Consider the following 25713-nt stretch of genomic DNA (forward strand, 5'->3'; position numbering starts at 1 on the left):
AATCCACAATATCATTGTGTATCTGTTTTACCAACTACTCAGGCATATTCGTCGATCAGATGATCCGGATCTGGACGTTTGCTGTCGGATTCTTCAGAGGACTGCACCGGAAGGGGCTTGCGGTTATTTCTATGCTTGAAATCGTCGAATGACGGATGCTTATTTTCAGGGTGGACTGGAACAGAGTCGCTGACAGTGCCGACTGAGTCTGTCGAGGCCAAATGAGGCTGGATAACTATTTGGTATGGCTCTGCAGACAGAGTTTGCTGTTGATACATCACCTCTCCGCGAAAAATCAAGGCATGGTCAGGGTGTTTCGTACGCCTTTAGCAGCTTTTTTTCCGCTCCGATGCTGCCCAGTATTTCCTGCAATTCACCCTTCCATGCTTCGGTTAGCATCTTGATTTCTTTATCCGCAGAAAGAGTTTTATGGATCAGTTCACCTTTTCGAAACTGTTCTTCTCGCGCCCACAGATCCTCATTTTCCTGTTTCATCAGGGTATCGGTTAGAGCCGCACGCACCTGTACAAGCTCAATGAGTCGATCCCATTCCGCTTGATTGGCAGCCTCCAGCATTTTCTGCGTAAGCCGCCATATTGCATCATATTGCTCAATTAATTCAGCACTACTCACACTCAGGCCTTGCCGTAGCTAACCGCCGAGTTACGCTGCGGCGGGGCACCATTGGCGACCTCGATGGGTTTTGACGGCAGTGGCTTTTGGCCAATCGCCGCCCAAGCACCCCTCAAATCTACCAGCAAGCGGCCGACTTCATCCAAGGCACCAATTTCATTTTTCATGTTTGCCATCAGTAAACGGTCGCACATGTAATCATATAAATCATTCAGGTTTTGAGCCATCTCTCCACCTGCCTTGATATCGAGGCTTAATTGCAGACCATCCTGAATAATTGCCATCGCCCTGGATATCGATGCACATTTCGTGATGACATCATTTTTTTGCATCGCCATTCGGGCCTTGGCCACCGATCTGACCGCACCATCAAAAAGCATGACAATCAATTGATGCGAAGAAACTCCATCCAGGTTGGCCTCAACACTGGCGTTAGAGTAGGCTTTCATGGCATCGCGATTCACGGCATTCATCAACTTATTCTCCATTTAATTTCTGCCATAAAAAATATTGGCTTACAAACTTGCCTTTATCCCAGGCAAATTAGCCAGCTGCTGGGTCAAGGCATCGCTGGTTGACTGCATCTGGCTCATCATGGTGTTCAATGCGGAAAACTGCTTGGTGTAGTTCGCCTGCAAACGGGCAAGCCGTATATTCAAAGCATCCCGGCTGCTACCAATATTCTTGACACTCTGATTCAAGCCTGCAGTACGGGATGCAATCACACCATCATTCGCAAGAAATTTACTGAGCAGGCCATTCAGTTGATCCGCATAGCCGCGAGTGAATGTCACCGTTCCGCGATCACCTGTAGCGCCCCCAAGAATCTGGATTTGCAGGCCGCTCGCCGAAGTGCCGATTGCACCAGACAATGTCTGGACACCGCCTTCCGCAGTAGCGCCACCTATCGTCCCCGCCGCTGACGAACTAGCGGTGCCGAGGTTGCTCGCATTAATGGCATAAGTACCGGTCTGAGTATTCGCTGAGGAACTCACGAATTTGATCTGACTATCGGAGGGACTACCTAGCGCCGTAAAAATACCGGCGATATCCTTAAAATTCGTATCGATTGCATTCTGTAACTTGTTGGCATCCAAAGACAATGAACCGTCTTTCTGCGTCTTAATGCCAATCGAATACAGTGTGGTATTGGTACCGGTCAAACCGCTGATGGGAGTGACCATCATGCTACGCATCTGACCCATGATCGTACGCACGGAGGAATCACTCTGCAGGATACCTGCTGTTTTGGTCGCGGGGTCATAGGCGGACAAGCTATTGAGCGTATTGTTCATATCGTTAAACGCTGTCACGAAGCCCTGCACCGACGACTTCATGGTCACCGTATCACGAGCCACACTCAGCGTAGATGTACCGGCCTTCTGCAACTTCAGTGAGACTCCTTGCAGTACATCGTCCACCGTGTTGGTCGTCTTGCTGACGAACACACCATCCACTTTCAGTTCGGCATTTTGAGCAGTGGCTACCTCAGACATGTTCTGAGTGCCAGTCGGATCGTTCGCCAGCAAATTTGACAATGCGGCATCGCCGCTAACGCTAATTTTCAAGCTCTGTGTCTTGCCGCTGGAGATGGAGCTCAGCACCAGACGATAAGGGGAATCGCCTCCATCGTTAACGATCGAGGCGGTAATGCCGACATTCCCGCCATTGATGGCATCGCGAATACCTTCAAGCGTATTGTGTGCGCTGTCGATGGTAATAGTTTTAATCGCATTACTGCTGGCAAAGGTCACACCTGGGCCGGCATATTTACCGGTAACCGCATCGAATGTAGGTGTAGCTGCATCAGTAATGGTGCCGAAATCGAAACTGATCGTGCCGACGCCAATTTCTGAAACCGCGTTGGACTGGCCTGGCGCAACCAATTTCTGCGCTTGCGCGAGCTTTAGCACCTCAATCGAATGACTGCCAATCGCAGCCGAGTCCGAGGCACTTGCGTCCATAACCGTGGGGTCAGTTGAATTTGCCGTATTGGAGTTGAATTTAGCGGGATCGTTCAAGCTTTGAACCGCCGTTTGAAACTTTGCAACAGCACTCTTGATGCTGCCGAAGGCCGAGATTTTGGCCTGATAATTAGCCTCTTTCGTGTTCAGAGCAACCAGTGGTTTCTGCTCCACCTGCATTAACTGGCTGACGATGCCGGCTACATCGAGACTTGAAGCTGAAACGGCCATGATTGCCTCCTTGCGTGAACAACTGTCTTGCTATAGTGCGGGCTGAGCACTCTACTTAAAGGACCTCAATTCTACATCTTAAATGTAAAGCATACTCGCCGTCATGCCTTCTGGCGGATAATCAAGCCCTGCAAGGTATCGATCGACTTGGCAATAGACAATATCTCTTCAGTAGGAAATTGACGGATGACATCACCGGTGACTTTGTCCATGACCTTGATCACGTTTATCTTGGTATCCTTATCAACAGTAAATTCAATATTCGATCCGTGCGGCATATTTTGCAACACCTGGTTCACGTTTTCCACTGCATTTTTTACTTGATCCTGCACAGTCGCCGAAGTTACCGACTGAACCGACTTCTCCTGTGCAACCACACTTGTGGCAGATTGCGGGACCGCTATTGACCTTGCCTTGTACGCCGTATCCGCTACATTACCACCTGACTGTATCCCACCATTAAGCTGAATATCCATGATACCTCCCCCATGGGAAATTCCCCTGCCAGCTTGAACCGGCAGGGGAATGGTTTACATTGAAATAACCACTTAACGCAACAGGGTCAACACTGAGTTAGGCAACTGGTTCGCCTGAGCCAACATCGCTGTGCCCGCTTGCTGCAGGATCTGGTTACGGGTCAACTGAGCGGTTTCTGCCGCATAGTCCGCATCCTGAATCCGGCTACGCGCAGCAGACAAGTTTTCCGATGAAGCTGTCAAACTGGCTACCACACTCGTAAAGCGGTTTTGCAACGCACCCATGCTGCCACGAATGGTGCTGACCTGGCTCAACGCGCCGTCGATCAGCGAGATCGCGTTGTTCGCGCCAGATACCGTGGTGATATCCACTCCGGCAATCGTGGTCAGGCCAACACTGGCAGCGCTCAATCCTGCTGCGCCAGGCGAGGTGCCGCCGATGCTGAAGGTGTTGGCGGAATTGAGCGACAACGTGCCTTTGGTGCTGTTAGCAGCATAAACCCCGCTGGTGCCAGCCGTATCGACGCTGGCCACGGCACCGGCAGTGCCTAGGGTAACCGGCTCAGTCGGCGCGGCCACAACTCCGGTACCCCCGTACAGGGTATTAGTCACGGTAAGCGCACCGGCGGTTCTGGAGGTGAAGCCCACTGTGCCGTTGCCGGCAGCCTGTTGTGCGGAAATTGCCGAGGCCAGATTGGTCGCAGTCAGAATATCGTCATCAGTCGCAGCCGTACCACCAGTGCCCAACTTGACCTGGATGTTGCCGGCGGTGGCAGGGCCGCTTGCATTATGTGCGGTGAATTCATAGGTCAGACCGCCGACTTTCAGCGTGTCGCCAATCGCAACGCCTGCACCCACCGTGGTTGAAGCCCAGGAGCTGGCATTAGCGGTTGCCGCAGCCGTCGCCAAACCATCCGCGAAACCAGTCGATTTTACGTTGCTCTTTGCTGTCAGAATCGCATCAGTTGTCACACCCGTAATGGTGAATGCGTTCGTTACCGTGGAATTCAAGGCGAGCGCGGCACGAACGTTAGCGCCTTGAGTAGAAGCTGCGGAATCAGTAGCGATCTGAATGTTGGTCGCACTATTGGCGGCCGCGCTGTACGTGAAGGTAACGCCAGCCACAGTCAGAGTGTCGGTAATCGCGGCAGTACCCGTGGAAGTATTGGTCACGACCTGGCGTGCGCCACTGGAGACCGTGATGACGCTGTTGCCGAAGGCCTTGGTAGCACCCGCCAATTCGAGGCCGGTGGCATTCTCTACGCGGGTGGCGCCGTCAGCCGTAGTGGCAGCATTGGTGGTGATGTCGATGGTTTTGCCGGTGTTGGAACTTAGCGTCAGTGCGCCGGTACCGCCATTTGCCGCTGCTGTCACGCCGGTCTGAGCTGATACGGCATTGATCGCGGCAGCGACGTTGGCGCCCTGGGTCGCGACATTACTGGAACCAGCCACTGCGCCGACGCTCACACCGTTGATCACCAGATCGCCGGATTGCAGCGTCTGATTGCGCAGCAAGGCGTTAGTACTGGTAACCGAGGTCGCGGCAGACGCAACCACACCGGTCTTGGAGGACACACTATTAATGGAAGCGGCAATCGCTTCGGCCGAACCGGATGTTGAACTGCCGACATCCTGACCGTTCAGGGTCAACTGACCTGCTGTTAGGGCTGTGCCAGTTACTGCAGTAATACTGTTGCTGGTAACCTGATATGAGCCAAGCGCCGTTGTTTGCGAATTGCCTGTGCTCGCAGTAATGGTCTGATTGGCATTCGCGCCAACCTGGAATTGGGAAGCAGTAAAGGTGCCATCCAAAATATTCTGGCCGTTAAATTGGGAGGTGGTCGCCACGCGCTGGATTTCCGCCAGCAACTGCACTACCTCAGCATTCAGCGAAGTACGATCTGACGCAGTGTTGGTCGAGTTGGCAGACTGCACGGCCAGTTCGCGGATACGCTGCAGGTTATTTGTTACCTCGGCCAATCCGCCTTCTGCGGTTTGCGCCAGGGAAACGCCGTCGTTGGCGTTACGTGCAGCCTGGTTCAGGCCGCGAATCTGGGAGGTCATCCGGTCGGAAATCGCCAAGCCGGCTGCGTCGTCCTTGGCGCTGTTAATACGCAAGCCGGAAGACAAGCGCTGCAAAGACGTTTGCAACGCGGCCTGGGACGTATTCAGATTGCGCTGCGCATTCAGCGAGGCAATGTTGGTATTGATAATTTGGGGCATTTTATGTCTCCTTGGTAGGGTAGTTTAACTGCTGGCGTTGTCGCCTCCGACTTTGGTTGCCCTAAATAATCAGAGCCACTTAATCCGCTGTCAGTACCTTTATCGGGTCACCATGAGAAAACTTTAATATTTTTTAAACAATTTTTCCGCCCAATTGGCTGCACTGTCACCTTCCCCTAAAGCTAGATGCCTCCTAGACGCGAACATTCCTACAGCAACACATACGAGTCTGAGAGACACAGCGTCGAATTAAACTGAACACTGAATCAAGCGAATTGAAGAAACAATACTTCTGCAAATTGCATGAATTCCTTTTGCGCTCACCGTAACAAGTGTTCCGCTGCTATTATTCACTCTACATCAAGTGCCTGGAATTTCTTTAACCAGAACGCTGAAAGTTGAACTTGTTGGCAGGAAAGGGTAATCACGGGAATGAATCAAGGAACGAATGCCGAAACAGCGATGTTGGATCCGGCTCAGCAACAAGCTATTCAAATGGCCATACAGCAGGCTGTTGCTCACCACCAAACCGGTCGGTTGCAGGAAGCCGAGCATCTTTACCGTGCTATCCTGCAGATACAGCCACGACACCCGGATGCCAACCACAATCTAGGGGTGCTTGCAGTACAAATGCAACAGCCTGCTGCGAGCTTGTGTTACTTCAAGACCTCACTGGAATCCAACCCGGAAAATGAGCGTTACCTGCTGAGTTACATCGATGCGCTAATTCAATCCGGAGAAATATCTAGCGCGCGCCAGTTGCTGGCACAATCCAAGCAGCATGGGTTGCATAGCGAGGCGCTGGAAGCGTTAGCGATTCGGCTGGCAGATGTAAAGGCGGATGAGCCCGCCCCCAACCCCAGCCCGGGATACCGCCTAAACGTGCCAAACCAGCCAAAAAAACCAACTCACACAGAGGAGTAGAGCCGAACAGGCAAGAAATCAATGAATTAGTAGCGCTGTTTAGCCAAGGCCGCCACTCCGAAATGGAGGCGGTAGCCCGGGATTGGACGATGCGGTTCCCCAGGTATGGGATAGGCTGGAAGGCTCTGGGAACAGCACTATCAGGTCAGGGGAAAAGTTCCGAGGCATTGGATGCTTTACAGAGGGCAATTGCGCTATCAAGGGATGATGCGGAAGCACATAGCAACCTTGGCAATGCGCTGAAGAATCTGCGTCGTTTTAGCGAAGCCGAAACCAGCTACCGGCAGGCGATAAAAATCAGGCCGAACTTCGCCGAAGCGCAATGCAACCTGGGTGTTGTTCTCGTCGAACAAGGCCGGTTAAGTGAAGCTGAAGCTAATTTACGTCGAGCGCTGGAGATCAAGCCCAACCACGCTGATGCGCACAACAATCTTGGCATCGCGCTGATGAAGCAGGAGCGACTATCGGAAGCAGAGCCATGCTTTCAGCAGGCGCTTAAAATCAAACCAGACTACCATGAAGCGCTCAACAATCTAGGCTCTCTTTTAACTGAACAGGGATTGCTGGCCGAAGCTGAAATCAGTTGCGTGGAAGCGCTGAAAATCAAACCAGATTATGTTCCGGCACTGAGCAACCTGGGTGTCTGCCTGCAACAGCAAGGCAGATTAGCTGAATCCGAAGCCTGTTTTCGTCGCGCGCTTGAAATCAAGCCGGATTCGGCTGAGGCGCTTTGCGGCCTGGGCATCACCCTCAACGACCAGGGCCGTTTTCCCGAAGCAGAAGCCAACCTGCGTCGCGCACTGGAAATCAAGCCGGATTATGTTGATGCCCACAGCAACCTGGGGATGATTTTGGAAAAACAGGGCAGGATCGATGAGGCGATCGCAAGCTATAACCGGGCGCTGGAACTCGATCCTGACAATCCTGACATACTTAACAATTTTGGCTTGGCCCTGCAGGATCAAGGGCGACTTGAGGAGTCCATTCCCTTGATGCGCCACGCCCTGAAATCAAAACCAGGCCATCTGGCAGCGCAGAACAATCTGCTGTTCGGATTTAATTATCATCCCGACCTGAGCGCGGAAGAAATTTTTCGGGCATACCAGGAGTACGACACCCAAACAGGGTTGCCGCTGCGCTCGACCTGGCTTCCTCATCGCAACGACAAGAACCCTGCCCGCCGTCTGAAGATAGGTTACGTCTCTCCCGACTTTCGCCAGCATGCCGTTCGAAACTTCCTGGAGCCACTACTGGCATGGCATGACAAGTCCTCGGTGGAGGTCTACGCCTATGCAGAGCTGACCCAGGAAGATGACGCCACCACCCGCTACCGAAGTTATGTAGATCATTGGATACCTACCAAAGGCATGAACGACGAAGCGCTTGCGCAGCGTATCCGTGACGATGGTATCGACATATTGGTCGAACTGGCGGGACATACCGCGAGTAATCGACTGACTGTCTTTGCCCGAAAACCGGCCCCTGTTTCATTAAGCTGGATGGGCTATGGCTACACTACGGGTCTGAGCGCAATCGACTACTACCTTACCGATGCTGTCAGCGCTCCATTGGGCAGCGATAGCCTATTTGCCGAGCAGCCTTGGAGGCTGGAAAACCCACCTCATGCCTATCGACCAGCCGTAGACATGGGTGAGGTTGGCGATCTGCCAGCACAACAACGCGGTTACATTACATTTGGCACCCTGACCCGCTCGATACGTATCAATCACCGCACGATACGGGTGTGGTCGGAGATCCTCAAAGCCATGCCAAACTCACGCCTTGTCATCGACAGCCGCAACTTCAAAGACCCCTTGATGCAGGAACGGATGGCTACCAGATTTGAGGAACATGACATAGCTCGAGAGCGGCTGGAAATCGGCTATCATAGCCCTCCCTGGGATGTATTTCGGGGCATCGACATCGGCCTGGATTGTTTCCCCCACAACTCCGGCACTACCCTATTTGAATCGCTCTATATGGGCGTACCCTACATCACGTTGGCGGGGCGGCCTTCAGTCGGACGGTTGGGCAGTAGCATCCTTCAAGCGGTAGGCCACCCGGAATGGATTGCCGAGAGCGAAAATGAATATATCACCAAGGCAGTCAAGCTGGCTGGCAATTGGGATCACCTGGCAAGCATACGCTCGCAATTACGAACAGAAATGGATAACAGCCCGATCAGGGACGAGGCCGGTTTTGCGCGCAAGGTAGAGAATGCGTATCGGCAAATGTGGCAACATTGGTGTGAGTTACCGTCGGATCACTAGACCGTCGCTCAATGGGAAACATCGGTACCACCGGGCGAACTGTGACGAACATCGAGTGTAGATGTGTTGCCGTGTCCGAAGATGGCTATAAAATTTCATATGGATGACAAAACATGAAGGCGATCATACTTGCGGGTGGGTTAGGGACAAGGATAAGCGAGGAGACATCGGTCAAGCCCAAGCCGATGATAGAAATCGGCGGTCGGCCTGTGTTGTGGCATATCATGAAACTGTACTCGACCCACGGCATCAATGATTTTGTGGTTTGTTGCGGCTACAAAGGCTATGTCATCAAGGAATATTTTGCCAATTATTTTCTGCACATGTCAGATGTAACTTTCGACATGCAGAACAACCAGATGGAAGTGCATGAACGACACGCCGAGCCGTGGCGTGTCACGCTGGTGGACACCGGTGACGACACCATGACGGGCGGGCGGTTGAAGCGTGTTGCTCAATATATCAAAGACGAAGAAGCATTTTGTTTTACCTATGGTGACGGCGTAGCGGATGTGGATATCTCAGCATTGGTAGCCTTTCACCGGCAGCACGGTAAGCATGCGACTGTGACAGCAGTTCAGCCGCCCGGACGTTATGGTGCGTTAGCCATGGATGGCGGTTCAGTGCGCGGCTTTATTGAAAAGCCGCAAGGTGACGGCGGCTGGATTAATGGCGGATTTTTTGTATTGTCGCCAGCCTGCCTTGACCTTGTTATCGATGACACCACATCCTGGGAGGGTGCGCCGCTCAGCCAGCTTGCAACGCAAGGCGAGCTAATGGCATATGAACACAATAGGTTCTGGCAGCCAATGGATACGTTACGCGACAAAAATCACCTGGAAAATCTTTGGCAAAGTGGCAAGGCTCCATGGAAAGTGTGGAAATGAATCCAAATTTCTGGCGTGGCAAGTGCGTGTTTATCACCGGCCATACCGGATTCAAAGGCGGCTGGCTATCGCTATGGCTGCAATCCATGGGTGCGGAAGTACATGGCTACGCGCTTAACCCGCCAACAGAGCCCAATCTTTTTACCGTAGCGGAGGTTGGCAAAGGCATGGCGAGCAGCAAAATTGCGGATATCCGCGATGCCGACAAACTCAGCCGTGCCATGCAAGTGGCTCACCCGGAAATTGTATTTCATCTGGCTGCCCAACCTTTGGTACGTTACTCTTATGTTCACCCTGTAGAGACCTACGCGGTAAATGTGATGGGAACGGTGCATATGCTCGAAGCCGTACGTGCCACATCCAGCGTGAAGGCGGTTGTGAATGTCACCACAGACAAATGCTATGAAAACCGCGAGTGGATATGGGGTTACCGCGAGATTGAAGCCATGGGGGGATTTGACCCATATTCGAGCAGCAAGGGCTGTGCCGAATTAGTGACCGCCGCCTATAGACGATCTTTCCTTGAATCAGCATGCATCGCGCTGGCGAGCGCACGGGCGGGGAATGTGATTGGTGGCGGCGACTGGGCGGCAGACCGATTGATCCCGGATTTTCTACGCGCCCTGGATGCAGGCGAAACATTAAAGTTGCATTCCCCTCTATCCACGCGCCCATGGCAGCATGTACTGGAGCCGCTGTCAGGCTATTTGATGCTGGCGGAACGGCTTTATACGGATGGCGCCATTTTTGCCGAGGCCTGGAACTTTGGTCCTTCAGATGAGGGTGCCCGCACAGTGCAATGGATTGTCGAATGCCTGGCAGAAATGCGCAAAGACCTAAACTGGCAATGCGACCAATCATTGCAACCGCATGAAGCACGCTATCTCAAGCTGGATAGCAGCAAGGCACACCACCAGTTGAACTGGCGGCCACGCTGGCAATTGCGGACTGCCTTGCAAAAGACGATGGAATGGCATGAAGCGTGGCGTAAGGCCGAAGACATGAGATCTGTCACAATGGCACAGATCAGTAATTACCATTCCTTGACGCAGAACGCTTAACTATGCAGCGCTTTGATTTTATTCCAACCCCCTTGGTGGGCCTTATGGTGGTGCAACGTAAGGTAATAGAAGATTATCGAGGCCTTCTGTCACGCCTTTATTGTGTCGAAGAATTTTGTGCAGCCGGCATTAATAAACCTATTGCCCAAATCAATCATACGATCACCCACAATAAAGGCGCGGTGCGTGGCCTGCATTTTCAGCATCCACCTCATACCGAGACCAAGCTGGTAAGTTGTTTAACGGGCGCAATATGGGATGTGGCAGTTGATTTCCGGCGCAACTCACCAACTTTCCTGCAATGGCATGGTGAAACTCTCTCTGCCGAAAATCGCAAGAGTTTGTTCATTCCTGAAGGCTTTGCCCATGGTTTCCAAACACTGACTGAGGATTGCGAGCTTATTTATTTGCATACAGCCGCTTATCGTCCCGATGCAGAAGGTGCGCTGAACGTGGCAGATCCAAGGCTAAATATTACTTGGCCTTTGCCGATAGACGATCTTTCCGAGCGAGACCGCAATCATTCATTTATCGGTTTGGATTCACAAGGAATTGTTTTATGAAATGCCGGCACTGCCAGACTGAACTGACGTTGCCGTTCATCGACCTGGGAGCGGCGCCACCGTCCAACGCCTACCTCACTTCACAGACCTTGCATGCGCCAGAAAAATATTTTCCATTGCGCGTGTTGGTGTGTACCGAATGCTGGCTGGTGCAGACCGAGGATTACGCAGGTGCAGACGAACTGTTTTCCGCCGATTACGCTTACTTCAGCTCCTTCTCAACGACCTGGTTAAACCACGCTGAAGAGTATGTGGCGGATATGGTGCAGCGTTTTGGTCTGAATGGGAATTCCCGTATTGTCGAAGTGGCGGCAAATGATGGCTATCTGCTTCAATACGTCAAAGCACGTAATATCCCTTGCCTTGGGGTGGAACCTACCGCCGGCACAGCTGGCGCTGCGCGGAAAAAAGGTATTGAGATCGTCAAGGCTTTTTTCGGTGTTCGCCTCGCCCGCGACCTTGTAGGTCAAGGAAAGCAGGCTGACCTGACTGTAGCCAACAACGTGTTGGCCCACGTACCGGACATTAACGATTTTGTTGCCGGCTTCAGCCTTCTGCTTAAACCGGCGGGAGTCTCCACCTTCGAGTTTCCTCACCTTCTGCGACTAGTGTCCGAAAATCAGTTCGACACCATTTACCATGAGCACTACTCCTACCTTTCATTGACTACAGTAAAACGCATCTTCGAGCACAACGGGTTGAGTGTATTTGATGTGGAGGAGTTGCCAACCCACGGTGGCAGTCTGCGTGTATACGCACAACGCAGCGATTCTGGGGTGCGTAAACAAAGTCCGAATGTGGCAGCGATTTCGGCATATGAAGCAGCGGCAGGCATGATTGACAAAGCGTTTTATGCGGGTTTTCAAACCAAAGCAGATCACATAAAAAATGATTTTTTGGCTTTTTTGATTGACGCTAAGCGCGCTAATAAAGCAGTCGCGGGGTATGGTGCAGCCGCCAAGGGGAACACCCTTCTAAATTATGCGGGTGTTCGATCGGACTTGCTGCCTTACGTTGTGGATCGCAACCCCGCCAAGCAAGATAAATTCTTGCCTGGTTGCCGTATCCCGATTGTTGCCGAAGCGCATTTGCAACAAACCCAACCAGATTATGTGGCAATACTGCCGTGGAATTTACGCGAGGAGGTGATGGCGCAACTGGCTTATATCCGCGAATGGGGCGGACAGTTTGTTACGTCAGTGCCTGTTTTGGAGATTAAATGAAGTCGCGCATTTTCTACACCAAGCCTTCCATCACCGAGTTGGAAGTTCACTATGCAACTGATGCTGCTGCCAATGGCTGGGGAGAAAAATGTTACGAGTACATCAGTCGCTTTGAAGAGGCATTCAAAACACACTTGGGTGTCAATTACGCCATCGCCACATCAAGCTGCACCGGGGCACTTCACATGGGCATGGCTGCGATAGGCATCGGCCCAGGTGACGAAGTCATTATGGCTGACACCAACTGGATTGCGACGGCCTCACCGATCGTTCATTTAGGCGCAAATCCTGTTTTCGTCGACATTCTTCCAGATTCCTGGTGCCTTGATCCTGAGTTGGTCGAACAAGCTATTACACCTCGTACCAAGGCAATTATCGCCGTCCATTTGTATGGGAATCTTTGTGAGATGGGTAAACTCCTCGCCATAGGAGAAAAACATGGCATTCCAGTCATTGAGGACGCCGCTGAAGCGATTGGCTCTATCTACCATGGCAAACGCGCAGGGTCGATGGGCAAGTTCGGTACCTTCTCGTTTCACGGCACCAAAACGCTTACAACTGGTGAAGGTGGGATGTTTGTCACCAACGACCCAGAACTATACGAACACATGCTCACACTGAGCAATCATGGGCGAGCACGAGGACAGACCAAGCAGTTTTGGCCAGACATGATTGGCTTTAAGTACAAGATGTCGAACATCCAGGCGGCGATAGGCTGCGCACAGATTGAGCGCATCGATGAATTAACGCGGCGCAAACGCGAGATTCTTTCTTACTACCGCGATCACTTGGCTATTCTTCCCGGTCTATCCATGAATCCAGAACCAGCAGGTACGGTCAATGGAGCCTGGATGCCAACTGTGGTATTCCATCCAGAAACAGGCATAACCTGTGAAAGCCTGCAAGCGGCCTTTACAGCGGAACACATTGATGCAAGAGTGTTTTTTCACCCCCTGTCGAGCCTGCCGATGTTTGAAGATCAACCGCAAAATCGGTTGGCATGGAATCTTCCAGGCAGGGCGATCAATTTGCCAAGCTTCCATGAAATGGACTTCTCTCAACAGGATCGTGTGATCAATGTCATGACGAAAATACTGGATGGAAATTTGCAATCATGATGAACTTCGAAGAGATAAAAAAATACTGGGAAGATCGCGCAGCCGGGGATTCCAGCGCACAATCGACCACGCAAGATTTTTATCTTCGAGAGATCGAATACAACGTTTTACTCGAGAAAATTCAAAAATATTCACCTGACTCTGTGGCCGACGTAGGCTGTGGGGATGGACGAACAACTGCACGGCTTGCGGGCAAACTCCCAAATGTCCTTTTTTCCGGATTCGACTATTCATTATTCATGGTTGAGAATGCCCGTCACAATTCCCTAACTGAAGAATTATCAAACATTCAGTTTGATCAGCTGGATATATGTGCAGGACTGAAAGAGACTTTTGACCTGATATACACAACCAGATGCCTGATTAATCTTCCATCCTGGGATCTTCAGAAAATCGCCATCGATAACATTCATGGCGCTTTATCAATCGGTGGCGTTTATTTGATGGTTGAAAATTTCATTGAGGGTCAAAAAAATTTCAATCAAGTAAGAAAAAACTATGGCTTATCGGAAATTCCGATAAGAGAGCACAACTTCTTTTTCCAGAGAGATCGCCTTTTTGATTATATTGATGGCCGATTCAAAATTGATGAGGAAGTTAATATAAGTAGCACCTATTACTTAATGAGCAGGGTAATTTACTCAAAAATTTGTGCGGAAACAGGTCAGCAACCAGATTATTTTGACGATCACCACCGGTTTGCAGCTGGCCTTCCTTTTGCGGGAGAGTTTGGCCCTGTTCGTCTGATTTGCCTGAAAAAGCTATAAGGATTTATCAATGAACCATCAAGATCTAGTCACATCAAACATTAAACAATTGGGTTCAGACACCAACCTTTGTAAAGACTCAGTAGCGTGGATTCGCGACAGCGCCAAACATAACTATTCATATAACTTCTCATGGCAAGGCCGTCCCATCATCCAGTACCCTCAGGACATGGTGGCCATGCAGGAACTGATCTGGTCAATCAAACCAGATCTCATCATTGAAACAGGGATTGCGCACGGAGGGTCGCTCATATTTAGCGCTTCCATGCTGGCAATGCTGGATATGTGTGATGCCATCGAGGCAGGTGAGAAACTCGACCCGAAAATCTCTAATCGCAAGGTGCTGGGCATCGATATCGATATCCGGGCTCATAACCGAGCCGCCATCGAGGCGCATCCCATGGCGTTGCGCATTCAGATGATTCAGGGTTCCAGCATCGCACCAGAAGTTATCGAACAGGTTAAAGCGATTGCGAAGGATTACCAGCGCGTCCTGGTTTTTCTAGACTCCAACCATACCCACGATCACGTCTTGGCGGAGCTGGAAGCTTACGCACCCTTGGCATCGGTTGGCAGCTATTGCGTAGTGTTTGACACCATCATCGAGGATTTGCCCATGGACATGTATCCCGACCGCCCTTGGGGGCCTGGAAACAACCCGAAAACCGCAGTATGGGAATACTTGAAAACTCATCCCGAATTTGAGATCGACAAAAGCATTCCCCATAAACTGCTCATTACCGTGGCGCCAGATGGATATTTGAAACGAGTGAGCCTACCTTGATTTCTTGGATTTGCATCCGCCGGACAGTTGCTTCACTGGTCACGCCTACTCAGCAATTGGCCTATTATCGGGGAACAATTCCTCGACAAATCCAAACTGACTCATATCCCTGATCCGCATCGGATACAGTATGCCCTGCAAATGGTCGCACTCATGCTGCACCACCCGCGCATGGAAACCGCTCACGGTGCGGTCTATCGGATTGCCGAACTGATCGAATCCCTGATAGCGCAACTGCTTGTAGCGGGGCACCAAGCCACGTAGACCCGGTATGCTCAGACACCCTTCCCAACCTTGATCCATTTCGTCGCCAAGCGGCGTTAGCGCCGGATTAATCAGTACTGTGTCCGGCACCAGTTCAGCATCCGGGTAGCGCGGGTTGGCGGCCACGCCGAAAATCACCACTTGCAGGCCGACTCCGATCTGTGGGGCGGCCAACCCTGCGCCGCTGAGGGCGTCCATGGTATCGCGCATGTCTTGCAACAGCTCGTGCAATTCGGCGGTATCGAATGCGACCACTGGCGCTGCCATCTCCAGCAACCGCGGGTCACCCATGCGTAATACGGTTTTAATCGCCATCCAGCCCCACCACGTGTTCCAGGATGAGTCGCACACGCTGCATGGCCTGATTCAGCACGACGTCGATTTCCTCGAAGCTGATGGCGTGCTTGCTGGTATTTCGCCCTGCGGCGTGATTGGCGACCACCGCAATGGCGGCATAACAAAGCCCCAACTCGCGGGCGAGCACTGCCTCCGGCATGCCGGTCATGCCCACCATGGTGGCACCGTCACGATCCAGACGGTTGATCTCCGCCGCTGTTTCCAGGCGTGGCCCCTGCACTGCGGCATAGACGCCACCATCAATGACTTTCTCACCGGCCTCCGCTGCCGCCTGCATGCACTGCTGGCGCATTTTTTCGCAATAAGGCTTGGTAAAATCGACATGGGTGACCGATTTGCCATTTCCATCAAAATAAGTAGCCTTGCGCCCGTGGGTGTAATCGATGATCTGATCGGGAATGACAATGGAACCCGGCTCGTAATCCGGGTTGATTCCGCCGACCGTGGCGATCGACACGACATTCTTCACCCCTTGAGCCTGCATCGCCCACATGTTGGCCTGGTAGTTGACCTCGTGTGGAGGAATGGAGTGGCCGTAGCCGTGCCGTGCCATGAACACGACTTCATGATCCTTGATCTTGCCGAAAGTCAGCGCGCCGGATGGCTCGCCAAAAGGAGTGCGGATCACCTGCCGATGCGTAATCTCCAGATTTGCCAGCTGAGCCAATCCGGTACCGCCGATAATTCCTAACATAATAGTAACGTCCTGAGTTGAAAGCAGTCCTGAGTGCTGAGTAAAAGCAGTGCTGAATTCTGATTAAATTTGGCGCTTAATTGAAGACCTTAAACCACCGATTATTTTGCCAACTTCTTCTGCCAACAAACTGGCTTCATCAAATTCGGCTTCACTGATGTAACCAATATCCAACGCAATATATAGCTGGGACCTGACTTCTGCGCATGAACCCTTTGCGATCACCAAAAATTGGTGGAATTCTGGCAAGCCGCTACGCTCGAACCCTTCTGCGATATTGGACATCACTGAAACAGCAGCCCGCTGAATTTGACCCTTTAAACCATAATCCCGTGAAAATACTTCGCTCGCTGTAAGTAAATAAATTCGTTTCGTCAGTAAACGAGCCTTTTGCCACGCAACCAAGTCCTCGAACTTTTGAACTACCATGACACTCCCACCCTATCCAGTCCTGAGTCCTGAGTCCTGAGTCCTGAGTCCTGAGTCCTGAGTCCTGAGTCCTGAGTCCTGAGTCCTGAGTCCTGAGTCCTGAGTCCTGAGTCCTGAGTCCTGAGTCCTGAGTCCTGAGTCCTGAGTCCTGAGTCCTGAGTCCTGAGTCCTGAGTCCTGAGTCCTGAGTCCTGAGTCCTGAGTCCAAAGAATCATCGCGCAGCGACACCACGCACTCAGCACTTCCCACTCAGGACTCAGGACTGCTTTTCGCTCAGGACTCCTTGACCGCATATATCGCGGGCAAATTGCGCCATGCCCCGCGCACATCCATACCGAAGCCGAACACGTAACGATTGGGCAGGCTGATCCCGATAAAATCAGCCTGGATTGGCTTTGGCCGGCCTGTTACCTTGTCTGAAAATACGGCGCAGTGAAACGAGCGGGCTCCCAGTTCGAGCACCTTGTCGCGGATCGCCGCGAGGGTGTGGCCTTCATCCAGAATGTCGTCGAGCACCAGCACTACCCGCCCCGCCACATTCTCCTTGGGCATCACCTTCCATTGCAATGTGTTGCCCTGCGTTTCATTGCCATAGCGGCTGGCATGGATATAATCGAAATCCAGCGGAAAATTGAGCAGCGGCAACAACTGGCCGCTAAATACCACAGCGCCCCCCATCACGCTCAACACCAGCGGGTGAGATTCCCCAAGGGACGCGCCGATTTCACCGGCCATCCTTTTGACAGTGGCGGTGACTTCCTCGGCGGTACAGATTTGCTCTGCCCCATCCAGAATATCCAGTGCTTCTTGCGCCGAAATCATTATTTTAGTTCAAGAGAAGAAAGATAATTCCGGAATTCGCCGTTCACTTCCGGATGCTTCAGGGCAAACTGTATGGTTGCCTTGAGATAGCCGATCTTGCTGCCACAGTCGTAACGGGTGCCCTTATACGCGTAGGCCAGCACCTGCTCCTGCTTGAGCAGCGAGGCAATGCCGTCGGTCAGTTGGATTTCGCCACCCGCACCGGCCTGTACCTTCTCAAGATGCCTGAAAATGCGGGGCGTCAGAATATAGCGCCCCACCACACCCAGCGTGGAAGGCGCTTCCTCAGGCTTAGGCTTCTCAACGATACCATTCATCTTGTAGATACCATTATCGAGTTCTTTGCCATCAACTATGCCGTACGCCGAGGTTTCCTCGCGCGGCACTTCCTGCACCCCGATCACCGAGCTGTGATAATGCGCATACAGGTCAACCATCTGCTTCAACACGGGCGGCTCGCCATCGAGCAGATCGTCAGCCAGGATTACCGCAAACGGTTCATTCCCTACCACCTGCTTGGCGCACAACACGGCATGCCCCAAACCCAGCGCCTCGGATTGGCGAATATAGACGCACGTCACGTTGGGAGGAATAATGCTGCGCAGTATCTCAAGAATTTTGGTCTTGCCGCGCGCCTCAAGCTCTGCCTCCATTTCATAGGCCTTATCGAAATGGTCCTCGATGGCGCGTTTGCTACGTCCAGTGACGAAAATCAGTTCGGTAATACCCGCTGCCACGGCCTCCTCGACCGCATACTGGATCAACGGCTTGTCCACGATCGGCAGCATTTCCTTCGGGCTGGCCTTGGTTGCCGGCAAAAAACGTGTACCCATACCCGCAACCGGAAAAACTGCCTTGGTGATTCTTTCCGTGCCGACTCCCCCAGAAACTCTTCTTTCCATGCTTACTCCCCCAACATTTCTTTTAATTGAATTTCATCCAGCACAAGCACGCCCAACTCCTGCGCTTTGATGAGTTTGCTGCCCGCCTCTGCGCCGGCAACCACAAAATCCGTCTTCTTCGACACGCTACCCGTTACTTTGCCACCCAAAGCCTCGATTCTTTCCTTGGCTTCATCCCGTGTCAAGTTCGGCAAGGTTCCGGTCAGCACAAAGGTTTTTCCGCTGATCGGGCTGGTGCTGACAGGCGACCCTGCACCCTCCTCCCAGTGCACACCGGCGGCGACAAGTTGGGCGATCACCTCGCAATTGTGTGGCTCAACAAAAAACTGGACGATACTCTGTGCCACCACCGGCCCCACATCCGGCACCTGTTGCAGCGCCCCATCATCTGCAGCCATCAGGGCGTCGAGGCCGCCAAAATGGCGCGCCAGATCCTTGGCAGTCGCCTCGCCCACGTTGCGGATACCGAGGGCGAAAATGAACCTCGCCAGGGTGGTTTTCTTGCTGGCCTCGATCGCCGCCAGTGTATTGCTCGCGGATTTTTCCGCCATACGGTCAAGATTGGCCAGGGTGTTCATGCTCAGTTTATACAGGTCGGCCGGGGTGTGGATCAGTTCCTTGTCCACCAGTTGATCCACCAGCTTGTCGCCCATGCCCTCGATATCCATGGCACGGCGACTGGCGAAGTGAAGGATAGCCTGCTTGCGTTGCGCCGGGCAGAACAGCCCGCCGCTGCAACGCGCCGCCGCCTCATCCGGCAGGCGGATGACATGGGAGCCGCATACCGGGCACACCGGATATAGTTCCAGCAAACTGAATTCCTGCGCGCCGGCATGACGGTTCCCCGGCACCACGCCCACTACCTCCGGAATGACGTCGCCGGCGCGACGCACGATCACAGTGTCGCCAATGCGCACATCCTTGCGGCGAATTTCGTCCTCATTGTGCAGCGTGGCGTTGGACACCATCGCCCCGCCAACAAAAACCGGCCTCAACCGCGCCACCGGGGTCAATGCGCCAGTCCGCCCTACCTGCACGGTTATCCCCAGCAGTTCGGTCATCGCTTCCTGTGCCGGGAATTTGTGAGCAACGGCGAAGCGCGGCGCACGCGCGACGAACCCCAACCGCTCCTGGCTATCCAGGTCGTTGACCTTGTACACCACGCCGTCGATATCGTAAGGCAAACTATCGCGCCTGGCGCCGATCATGCGATAGTACTCCAGCAGGCCATCAACCCCCTGCACCACCTTGCGCTCACGGCAAACCGGCACTCTCAGGCTTTCCAGGTAATCCATGACAGCACTTAGTTTACGTGGCAAATTCACCCCTTCGACACTACCCAGACCGTAAGCAAAGAAGGTCAACGGACGCGTGGCCGTAATGCGTGGATCGAGCTGGCGTAGCGAACCGGCGGCGGCGTTGCGCGGGTTGGCGAATTCCTTTTCGCCCTTATCCCGCTGCTGGCGGTTAAGCTTTTCGAAGTCTGCCTTGAGTATCAGCACTTCACCTCGCACTTCCAGCAGTTGCGACGGATTTGTCGTATGCAGCCGCAGCGGAATGGCCTTGATCGTCCGCAAATTGGTGGTCACATCCTCACCAGTGTAGCCGTCGCCCCGCGTCGCGCCTTGAAGCAGGATGCCGTTTTCATAGATCAGACTGATCGCCAGACCGTCGAATTTGGTGTCTACCGCATATTCCACCCTCTCAACACCGAGGCCCTCCCGCACGCGCCGGTCGAATGCCGCCACTTCCTCATCCTCGAACGCATTGTTGAGGGAAAGCATGGGCACGCGGTGAGTCAGTTGGGAAAATTCGGCTAGGGGGGTAGCGCCAATGCGCCGAGTGGGTGAATCGGGAGTAGCGAGCAGCGGATTTTCCGCTTCCAGCCACTCCAGTTCGCGGAACAGTTTATCGTACTCGGCATCCGGAATTTCCGGCTCATCAAGAACGTAGTATAGGTAGTTGTGCCGCTCGAGTTCCTCGCGCAAGAAACGGGCGCGGGCAACGATGTCGGCGGGTAAAACCATTCCAGTATTCATCCTGTGATGCTGTTCCCCCTCTCCCCTTGCGGGAGAGGGTTGGGGAGAGGGGTAAGAATTTTCATGCTTTATCACCCTTTCCATCACCCTCTCCCCCGCCCTCCCCCATCAAGGGGGAGGAGTGTGAGATGCTTCAAATGGGCGAGGGCGATGGATGTTTATGGATGACAGCATTTAGGAAAACAGCCTCAGCGCGCGGGCACTACCGCTCTTGATCTGTTGCGCCTCCATCCTTGCGTAAATGTCGGCAAGCTGCTGCTTGATCTTGGCGATTCCGGCATCGCTCAGCGGTCGGCGGTTATCGTCCACCACCTGCCCACCCAGAGAGGAGGCCATCTGCCTGGCTACCATCAGCATCTGGTTGAATACGCGCACGCCGTCGGCAACCTTGGGCACATCGAACAGAAAGGTGATGCCATGGGTGCTGAGCTGGCGGATGTTTTCTGCGGAGAACGGCGTCGGGTCCAGATTGGCCAGCGAGAACAAATCTGCACCATCGTCGTTGAAATAGTGGAACGCACCGTCCGACTGTAATTTCATTCCGGCCGCTTCAGCCATGGCCCTAACCTTGGTGGCAGCGAAGGCTTCGCCATTCTGCGTGATGATATTGGCGCCGATCAGCACGTCAACATCGGCACAGAACTGGTCAAGTGCAGCGGCGAGCGCCAACGCGGGCTGCCGTTTCGGGAATTCGGCGACCGCCACCAGTTCGTCTGCAACAGTTTGAACCTGGCTGCAAAAAGCAGCCAGATCAGAATCGAAAACAGGCCCGGTGCGATTCGCCAGCTGCAATGTCGCGGCAATATTAAGGTATTCCTCAGCACTTCCCTGCCCGACTTCTTCCCATCCGCCGGTCAGTGAATTCATGCCGAACCAGTGCGCACGTTTACCGAAATCGCCTTGGCGCTGTATCGCCTCATTGAGAGCAGCTGCACCAATCGATTCGCTCGGGTGAAGTTGAACCCGGTAATTGATGGTTTCATCCTGCGACACGACCGGTCTGTCTTCGAGCTGAGTGCTGAGAAGTGGCTTTGCCTTCTCTTCAGGCGATACAACTGCGGGGACGGGCTCGATTTGCTCAATGCTCACGTCGGCTGCCGCCAGCTCTTCAGCCGGCTCCACTGGCATCTCCTCCGGCGACATCGAAATAACCGGTTCGATCCGCGACTCATCGCGAAAATTGGCAACTTCGTGCGCATCCGTAGGGGTATCGGGTACTGTGTCGGCGCCGCCCTCAAGCAGCACATCCTCTTGCCTGGCGGGGAAAGCCTTCTCGGCAATGCGCCGATATTTCCTTTCCTGGTAACGGTTAAAACCGTACACACCGGCAACGATCAGAAGACCGATCGCCAGCAAACTGATCTGCAATTCGCTCATAAAATTTCCATTATTCTACAAAATCTATTGAACCGCGGAGGACGCAGAGGAATTCAAATGCTTGACGAAAAAACGCACTCGCTTAGCGGGAGACTTGGCACAACACGGCAATGACTTGTTTTTCCTCCGCGTCCTTTGCGGTAAACGCATTTTTTCGGGTTATTGCTGTGCAAATTATAACTCACGCCGGCACTTCATCCTTCATCCGCATTGCCTCTTCGATGTCTACCGCCACCACGCGCGACACGCCCATTTCCTGCATGGTGACCCCAACCAGTTGTTCCGCCATTTCCATCGTGATCTTATTATGGCTGATATAAACGAACTGGGTCTGTATCGACATTTTTTTTACCAGTTCGCAGAAACGTTCGGTATTTGAATCGTCGAGCGGTGCATCCACCTCGTCGAGCAGACAAAAGGGCGCCGGATTGAGCTGGAACAGGGAAAAAGTCAGCGCCAGCGCGGTCAGAGCCTTTTCTCCGCCGGACAGGAGGTGGATCGAACTGTTTTTCTTGCCCGGCGGCTGGGCGATGATCTGTATCCCGGCATCGAGAAGTTCCTCGCCGGTCAGCATCAGTCTGGCCTGGCCACCGCCGAACAACGATGGGAAAAGTTCGCCAAAATTGCGATTTACCTGATCATAAGTGCTTTGCAGGCGCTCCCGCGTTTCACGGTCGATGCGGCGGATCGCCTGCTCCAGGGTATCGATGGCCTCGTTCAGGTCTTTGGCCTGGGATTCAAGATAGCCGTTGCGCTCCCGGCTGCCTTGCAGCTCTTCCAGCGCAGCCAGGTTGACCGCGCCGAGCGCTTCGAGTTCCGCCGTGAGCCTGACGATCTCGCCCTGCAGGGCATTGGGCCTGAGGTTTTTCTCCATCGCTTGCACCAGTTCTGCCTCGTCGGCACCGGCTTCCCTGAGCAGGCCCTCGTATTGCTCCTGGCCAAGACGCGCCTCCTGTTCCTTGAGGCGCATCTCGCTGATCTGGTCGCGTAGCGGCTGCAGTTTCTGCTCGCTGCTCATGCGCTGCTGCTCCAGTTCGCGCAGAAGGTTAGCCGCTTCGGCCAGGGCGTCGCGCGCCAACGCCAGAGCCTTCTCTTTTTCCTGCTGCTGGCTTAGCGCCAGCTGTAGCGCATGACTTAACGGTTCCTCGCTGCCCCCCTGCTGCTCGGCGAGCAGGTTTTCAAGCTGGATGACCGCTTCTTCGGCCTGTTCGGCGAGCTGGGCGCTTGAAACCTCAAGCTCACCGATCTTGCTCTGACAGTTCTTCTCGACGAACACCGCCTCCTGTGCGGCACGCTCCGTCTGCCTTAGCGCTTCGCGTTGCCGGTTAAGATTTTGCTCGACACCGGAACGCTCCTGGCGAGTTTCATCCAACTGCTCGCGGAGCACCTCGGTCTGGTTGCGACCCAGTTTCAGGCTTTCCTCCGCCGCCGCAAGCTGCTCGCTTTCAGACTCAAGCTGTTCGGCGATTTCCACCTGTTCCACCGATATCCCTTTTTGACGCTGCTCGGCCTGCTGCCTGACCTGAACCAGCCGCTGCACCTCAAGCTGCAGGCGGTGCAGCTTCTGCTGCTCTTCACTCGTTACGCTGCGCAGCCGGGCAATCTCCTTCTGCTGCTGTGCCAGCGCAGAGTCGGCCTGGACCATCGCGGTTAGCCGCTGTCCCAGTTCTACCTGCTTCACTTCAAGATCCGCCTGCAACTGCTCGATTTCGCGCTGGCGTGCCAACACCCCGTGCAGCTCGCTTTGCGGCGCATGGAAACGAATGCTGTGGCGGGTAAAAACATGGCCCGCCCGCGACACCAGCATCGCCCCGCACGGCAGATTTTTACGCTGAGCAAAGCCATCGGCGGCGCTCTCGGTTACATAGATTTCAGCCAGCCAGTCGCCGAGGAATGCCGGGGCACCGCCATCCGCCAAGGAAACATGGCGGGACAGAAGGGTAAGTACCGCATCAGATACGGATTCATGCGCTCCACCAGATGACTCAAATGCCGTGACCGCCGCAGGCGGTGCATCCCCTAGCCATTCCTGCGCCTGCTCGATGTTTTCCAGCGCAATGCTATTCAGGCGATCGCCCAGCACGCTTTCCAGCGCATCCTCCCAGCCCGCTTCTATGCGCAGACTGCTCCACAGCCGCGGCAAGCTTTCCAGCTGGTGTTTTGCCAGCCACGCCTGCAATTTCTGGTTATGGTCAAGGCGGCTTTGCAGGTGTTTCAGGGCATTCAGCCGGGCCTCCAACTCGGTGGCCAGTCGCTGCTCCGCTTGCAGCCCGCCCCTGGCTTCATGTGCACCCTTTTCCAGTTCAGGCAGAACCGCAAGCAGCTGCGCCAATTCAGCCTGAAGCGTTTTGAACTGGCCCGCCACATCGGTAAGCTCAACCTCTTTCAGCGACAGCGCCGCAACATCGAAGCTCGGCAAGCTGCTGGCCTCCTGCTGCAAACGCTGCTGCCTGGCTTGCAGTTGCTGAACATTCCTTTGCGCATGTGTGCGATGGGTTTCCTCGATCTGCTTCGCCTGCTCGGCCTGAGCGAGGCCACGTTGCAGCTCGCTGTAGCGACGCTGGCAATCACGGAAACTCTCCTCGGCAAGTGGCAGATTGCAGCCCTCCTGCTCCAACTGTTCCTTGTTCTGCACCAAGCGCTCACCCGCCACTGCGAATTCGCCGCGCCAGTGTGCCAAGGCTGCGATTGCCTCGTCGCGCTGCCTTGCCAGGCGCTCGCCTTGTTCGCGCAGGGAAGAAGACTGTGCGGCCAGGCGCTGGCGGCTTTCACGCTGGTGCTGCAGGTTCTGCTCCAGTCTGGAAACCTCGGCATTGGCCGCATAAATACCGCCCTGCGCCTCATGCAGCGCATCGCTGGCCGCGTAATGGGCTTCCCGCGACTGTTCCAGCTGGCTCTCGGCCTGGCGCAGACATGCATTTTCAGCTTCCAGCTCATTGCTCAGGCGCGCCACTTCGCGCTGCCAGCGCTCGCACTGTGCCGCCGCCTCACGTTTTCTGAGCAAAGCCAGCAGGTTGTGCGACAGCTTCAATTGAGCCTGCAGGCCCAGATACTGCTGTGCCACCTCAGCCTGAGTTTCCAGCCTGGCTATCTGTTTACCCAGTTCCTGACGTACGTCCTCGACGCGCAGCAGGTTCTCGCGCGTATCCTTCATGCGCAGCTCGGTTTCTCGGCGCCGTTCCTTATACTTGGAAATTCCCGCCGCCTCTTCCAGAAAAACGCGCAACTCCTCGGGCCGCGCCTCGATGATGCGCGAGATCATGCCCTGCTCGATGATGGCGTAGGCGCGCGCGCCCAGCCCGGTACCCAGGAAAATATCGGTGATATCGCGGCGGCGGACGTGCAGATTGTTGATATGGTAGGAAGATTCCCCGCTACGTGTGAGGACCCTTTTGACGGAGATTTCAGCGTACTGCGACCATTGTCCGGCGGCTTTACCCAGGCTGTTGTCGAAGATCAGCTCGACACTGGCTCGACTTACCGCCTTGCGCGTGGCAGAGCCGCTGAAAATTACGTCCTGCATGGATTCGCCGCGCAGTTCCCGCGCCCGCGATTCGCCCAGCACCCAGCGCACCGCGTCGATCACGTTGGACTTGCCACACCCATTCGGGCCGACAACGCCAACCCGTTGTCCGGGGACGGGAATCGTGGTGGGGTCGACGAAGGACTTGAAGCCGGCGAGTTTGATGTGGGTGAGGCGCAAGG

23 protein-coding genes are annotated in these 25713 nt (G+C 54.0%); 9 read left to right on the forward strand and 14 right to left on the reverse strand.

Going from position 1 to position 25713, the window contains the following annotated elements; genetic code table 11:
• Window positions 1-38 precede the first annotated feature (38 nt).
• The 6 genes from SCD_RS08145 to SCD_RS16990 all read right to left on the reverse strand — a co-directional run bounded on the left by SCD_RS08145 (window position 39) and on the right by SCD_RS16990 (window position 5527).
• A complete protein-coding gene (locus tag SCD_RS08145) occupies window positions 39-278 on the reverse strand; it encodes a hypothetical protein (protein WP_009205577.1) in 240 nt (79 codons plus the stop codon).
• A gap of 28 nt (window positions 279-306) precedes the next feature.
• A complete protein-coding gene (locus SCD_RS08150; RefSeq protein ID WP_009205576.1) occupies window positions 307-633 on the reverse strand; it encodes a flagellar protein FliT in 327 nt (108 codons plus the stop codon).
• 2 nt (window positions 634-635) lie between these two features.
• Window positions 636-1106: a flagellar export chaperone FliS gene (gene fliS / locus SCD_RS08155; protein WP_009205575.1), complete on the reverse strand. Its 471-nt coding sequence runs from the start codon at window positions 1104-1106 to the stop codon at window positions 636-638.
• A gap of 42 nt (window positions 1107-1148) precedes the next feature.
• The gene (fliD, locus tag SCD_RS08160; protein WP_009205574.1) at window positions 1149-2828 is read right to left on the reverse strand and encodes a flagellar filament capping protein FliD; all 1680 of its coding nucleotides are present in this window, start codon (window positions 2826-2828) and stop codon (window positions 1149-1151) included.
• Between the two features lie 101 nt (window positions 2829-2929).
• Entirely contained in the window at window positions 2930-3304 is a 375-nt protein-coding gene (locus SCD_RS15670) for a flagellar protein FlaG (RefSeq protein ID WP_009205573.1), read from the reverse strand.
• Between the two features lie 72 nt (window positions 3305-3376).
• Window positions 3377-5527, reverse strand: a complete 2151-nt coding sequence (locus SCD_RS16990; protein ID WP_009205572.1) for a flagellin N-terminal helical domain-containing protein — start codon at window positions 5525-5527, stop codon at window positions 3377-3379.
• A 432-nt stretch (window positions 5528-5959) separates the two neighbouring features.
• On the opposite strand from SCD_RS16990, the gene SCD_RS08175 reads away from it, so the two are divergent.
• The 9 genes from SCD_RS08175 (at window position 5960) to SCD_RS08215 (ending at window position 15124) form a co-directional block, all read left to right on the forward strand.
• Complete coding sequence (locus SCD_RS08175) at window positions 5960-6451, forward strand: tetratricopeptide repeat protein (protein ID WP_009205571.1); 492 nt, start codon at window positions 5960-5962, stop codon at window positions 6449-6451.
• Window positions 6452-6540: 89 nt separating this feature from the next.
• Entirely contained in the window at window positions 6541-8721 is a 2181-nt protein-coding gene (locus tag SCD_RS08180; protein WP_232504396.1) for a tetratricopeptide repeat protein, read from the forward strand.
• Window positions 8722-8834: 113 nt separating this feature from the next.
• On the forward strand, window positions 8835-9608 hold the full coding sequence (gene rfbF, locus SCD_RS08185; protein ID WP_009205569.1) for a glucose-1-phosphate cytidylyltransferase: 774 nt from the start codon (window positions 8835-8837) through the stop codon (window positions 9606-9608).
• Complete coding sequence (gene rfbG / locus SCD_RS08190; RefSeq protein WP_009205568.1) at window positions 9605-10669, forward strand: CDP-glucose 4,6-dehydratase; 1065 nt, start codon at window positions 9605-9607, stop codon at window positions 10667-10669. Before rfbF ends, rfbG begins: the two co-directional genes overlap by 4 nt.
• 2 nt (window positions 10670-10671) lie before the next feature.
• Window positions 10672-11232, forward strand: coding sequence for a dTDP-4-dehydrorhamnose 3,5-epimerase (rfbC, locus tag SCD_RS08195; protein WP_009205567.1), 561 nt, complete (start codon window positions 10672-10674; stop codon window positions 11230-11232).
• Window positions 11229-12455, forward strand: coding sequence for a class I SAM-dependent methyltransferase (locus SCD_RS08200; RefSeq protein ID WP_009205566.1), 1227 nt, complete (start codon window positions 11229-11231; stop codon window positions 12453-12455). The genes rfbC and SCD_RS08200 overlap by 4 nt, the downstream gene beginning before the upstream one ends.
• Window positions 12452-13573 carry a DegT/DnrJ/EryC1/StrS family aminotransferase gene (locus SCD_RS08205; RefSeq protein ID WP_009205565.1) on the forward strand — a complete coding sequence of 374 codons (1122 nt, stop codon included), beginning with the start codon at window positions 12452-12454 and terminating at the stop codon, window positions 13571-13573. The genes SCD_RS08200 and SCD_RS08205 overlap by 4 nt, the downstream gene beginning before the upstream one ends.
• On the forward strand, window positions 13570-14340 hold the full coding sequence (locus SCD_RS08210) for a class I SAM-dependent methyltransferase (protein WP_009205564.1): 771 nt from the start codon (window positions 13570-13572) through the stop codon (window positions 14338-14340). The genes SCD_RS08205 and SCD_RS08210 overlap by 4 nt, the downstream gene beginning before the upstream one ends.
• A 10-nt stretch (window positions 14341-14350) precedes the next feature.
• Window positions 14351-15124, forward strand: a complete 774-nt coding sequence (locus SCD_RS08215; protein ID WP_009205563.1) for a cephalosporin hydroxylase family protein — start codon at window positions 14351-14353, stop codon at window positions 15122-15124.
• A 45-nt stretch (window positions 15125-15169) separates the two neighbouring features.
• Here the strand turns inward: SCD_RS08215 and def are convergent, their stop codons facing one another.
• The 8 genes from def to smc form a co-directional block, all read right to left on the reverse strand.
• The gene (gene def / locus SCD_RS08220) at window positions 15170-15703 is read right to left on the reverse strand and encodes a peptide deformylase (RefSeq protein WP_009205562.1); all 534 of its coding nucleotides are present in this window, start codon (window positions 15701-15703) and stop codon (window positions 15170-15172) included.
• Complete coding sequence (locus SCD_RS08225) at window positions 15693-16439, reverse strand: S-methyl-5'-thioinosine phosphorylase (protein ID WP_009205561.1); 747 nt, start codon at window positions 16437-16439, stop codon at window positions 15693-15695. Before SCD_RS08225 ends, def begins: the two co-directional genes overlap by 11 nt.
• Window positions 16440-16502: 63 nt before the next feature.
• A complete protein-coding gene (locus SCD_RS08230; protein WP_009205560.1) occupies window positions 16503-16868 on the reverse strand; it encodes a four helix bundle protein in 366 nt (121 codons plus the stop codon).
• 273 nt (window positions 16869-17141) lie between these two features.
• On the reverse strand, window positions 17142-17690 hold the full coding sequence (locus SCD_RS08235; RefSeq protein WP_009205558.1) for a hypoxanthine-guanine phosphoribosyltransferase: 549 nt from the start codon (window positions 17688-17690) through the stop codon (window positions 17142-17144).
• Window positions 17690-18592 (reverse strand): UTP--glucose-1-phosphate uridylyltransferase GalU, encoded by a 903-nt coding sequence (gene galU, locus SCD_RS08240; RefSeq protein ID WP_009205557.1) that lies wholly within the window; start codon window positions 18590-18592, stop codon window positions 17690-17692. Before galU ends, SCD_RS08235 begins: the two co-directional genes overlap by 1 nt.
• Window positions 18593-18594: 2 nt before the next feature.
• Entirely contained in the window at window positions 18595-20619 is a 2025-nt protein-coding gene (ligA, locus tag SCD_RS08245; RefSeq protein ID WP_009205556.1) for an NAD-dependent DNA ligase LigA, read from the reverse strand.
• A gap of 186 nt (window positions 20620-20805) precedes the next feature.
• Window positions 20806-22008, reverse strand: a complete 1203-nt coding sequence (locus SCD_RS08250; RefSeq protein ID WP_009205555.1) for a cell division protein ZipA — start codon at window positions 22006-22008, stop codon at window positions 20806-20808.
• A gap of 181 nt (window positions 22009-22189) precedes the next feature.
• Window positions 22190-25711, reverse strand: coding sequence for a chromosome segregation protein SMC (smc, locus tag SCD_RS08255; protein ID WP_009205554.1), 3522 nt, complete (start codon window positions 25709-25711; stop codon window positions 22190-22192).
• Window positions 25712-25713 lie beyond the last annotated feature (2 nt).

Origin of the sequence: Sulfuricella denitrificans skB26, assembly GCF_000297055.2 — a bacterium.
Classification (GTDB): domain Bacteria; phylum Pseudomonadota; class Gammaproteobacteria; order Burkholderiales; family Sulfuricellaceae; genus Sulfuricella; species Sulfuricella denitrificans.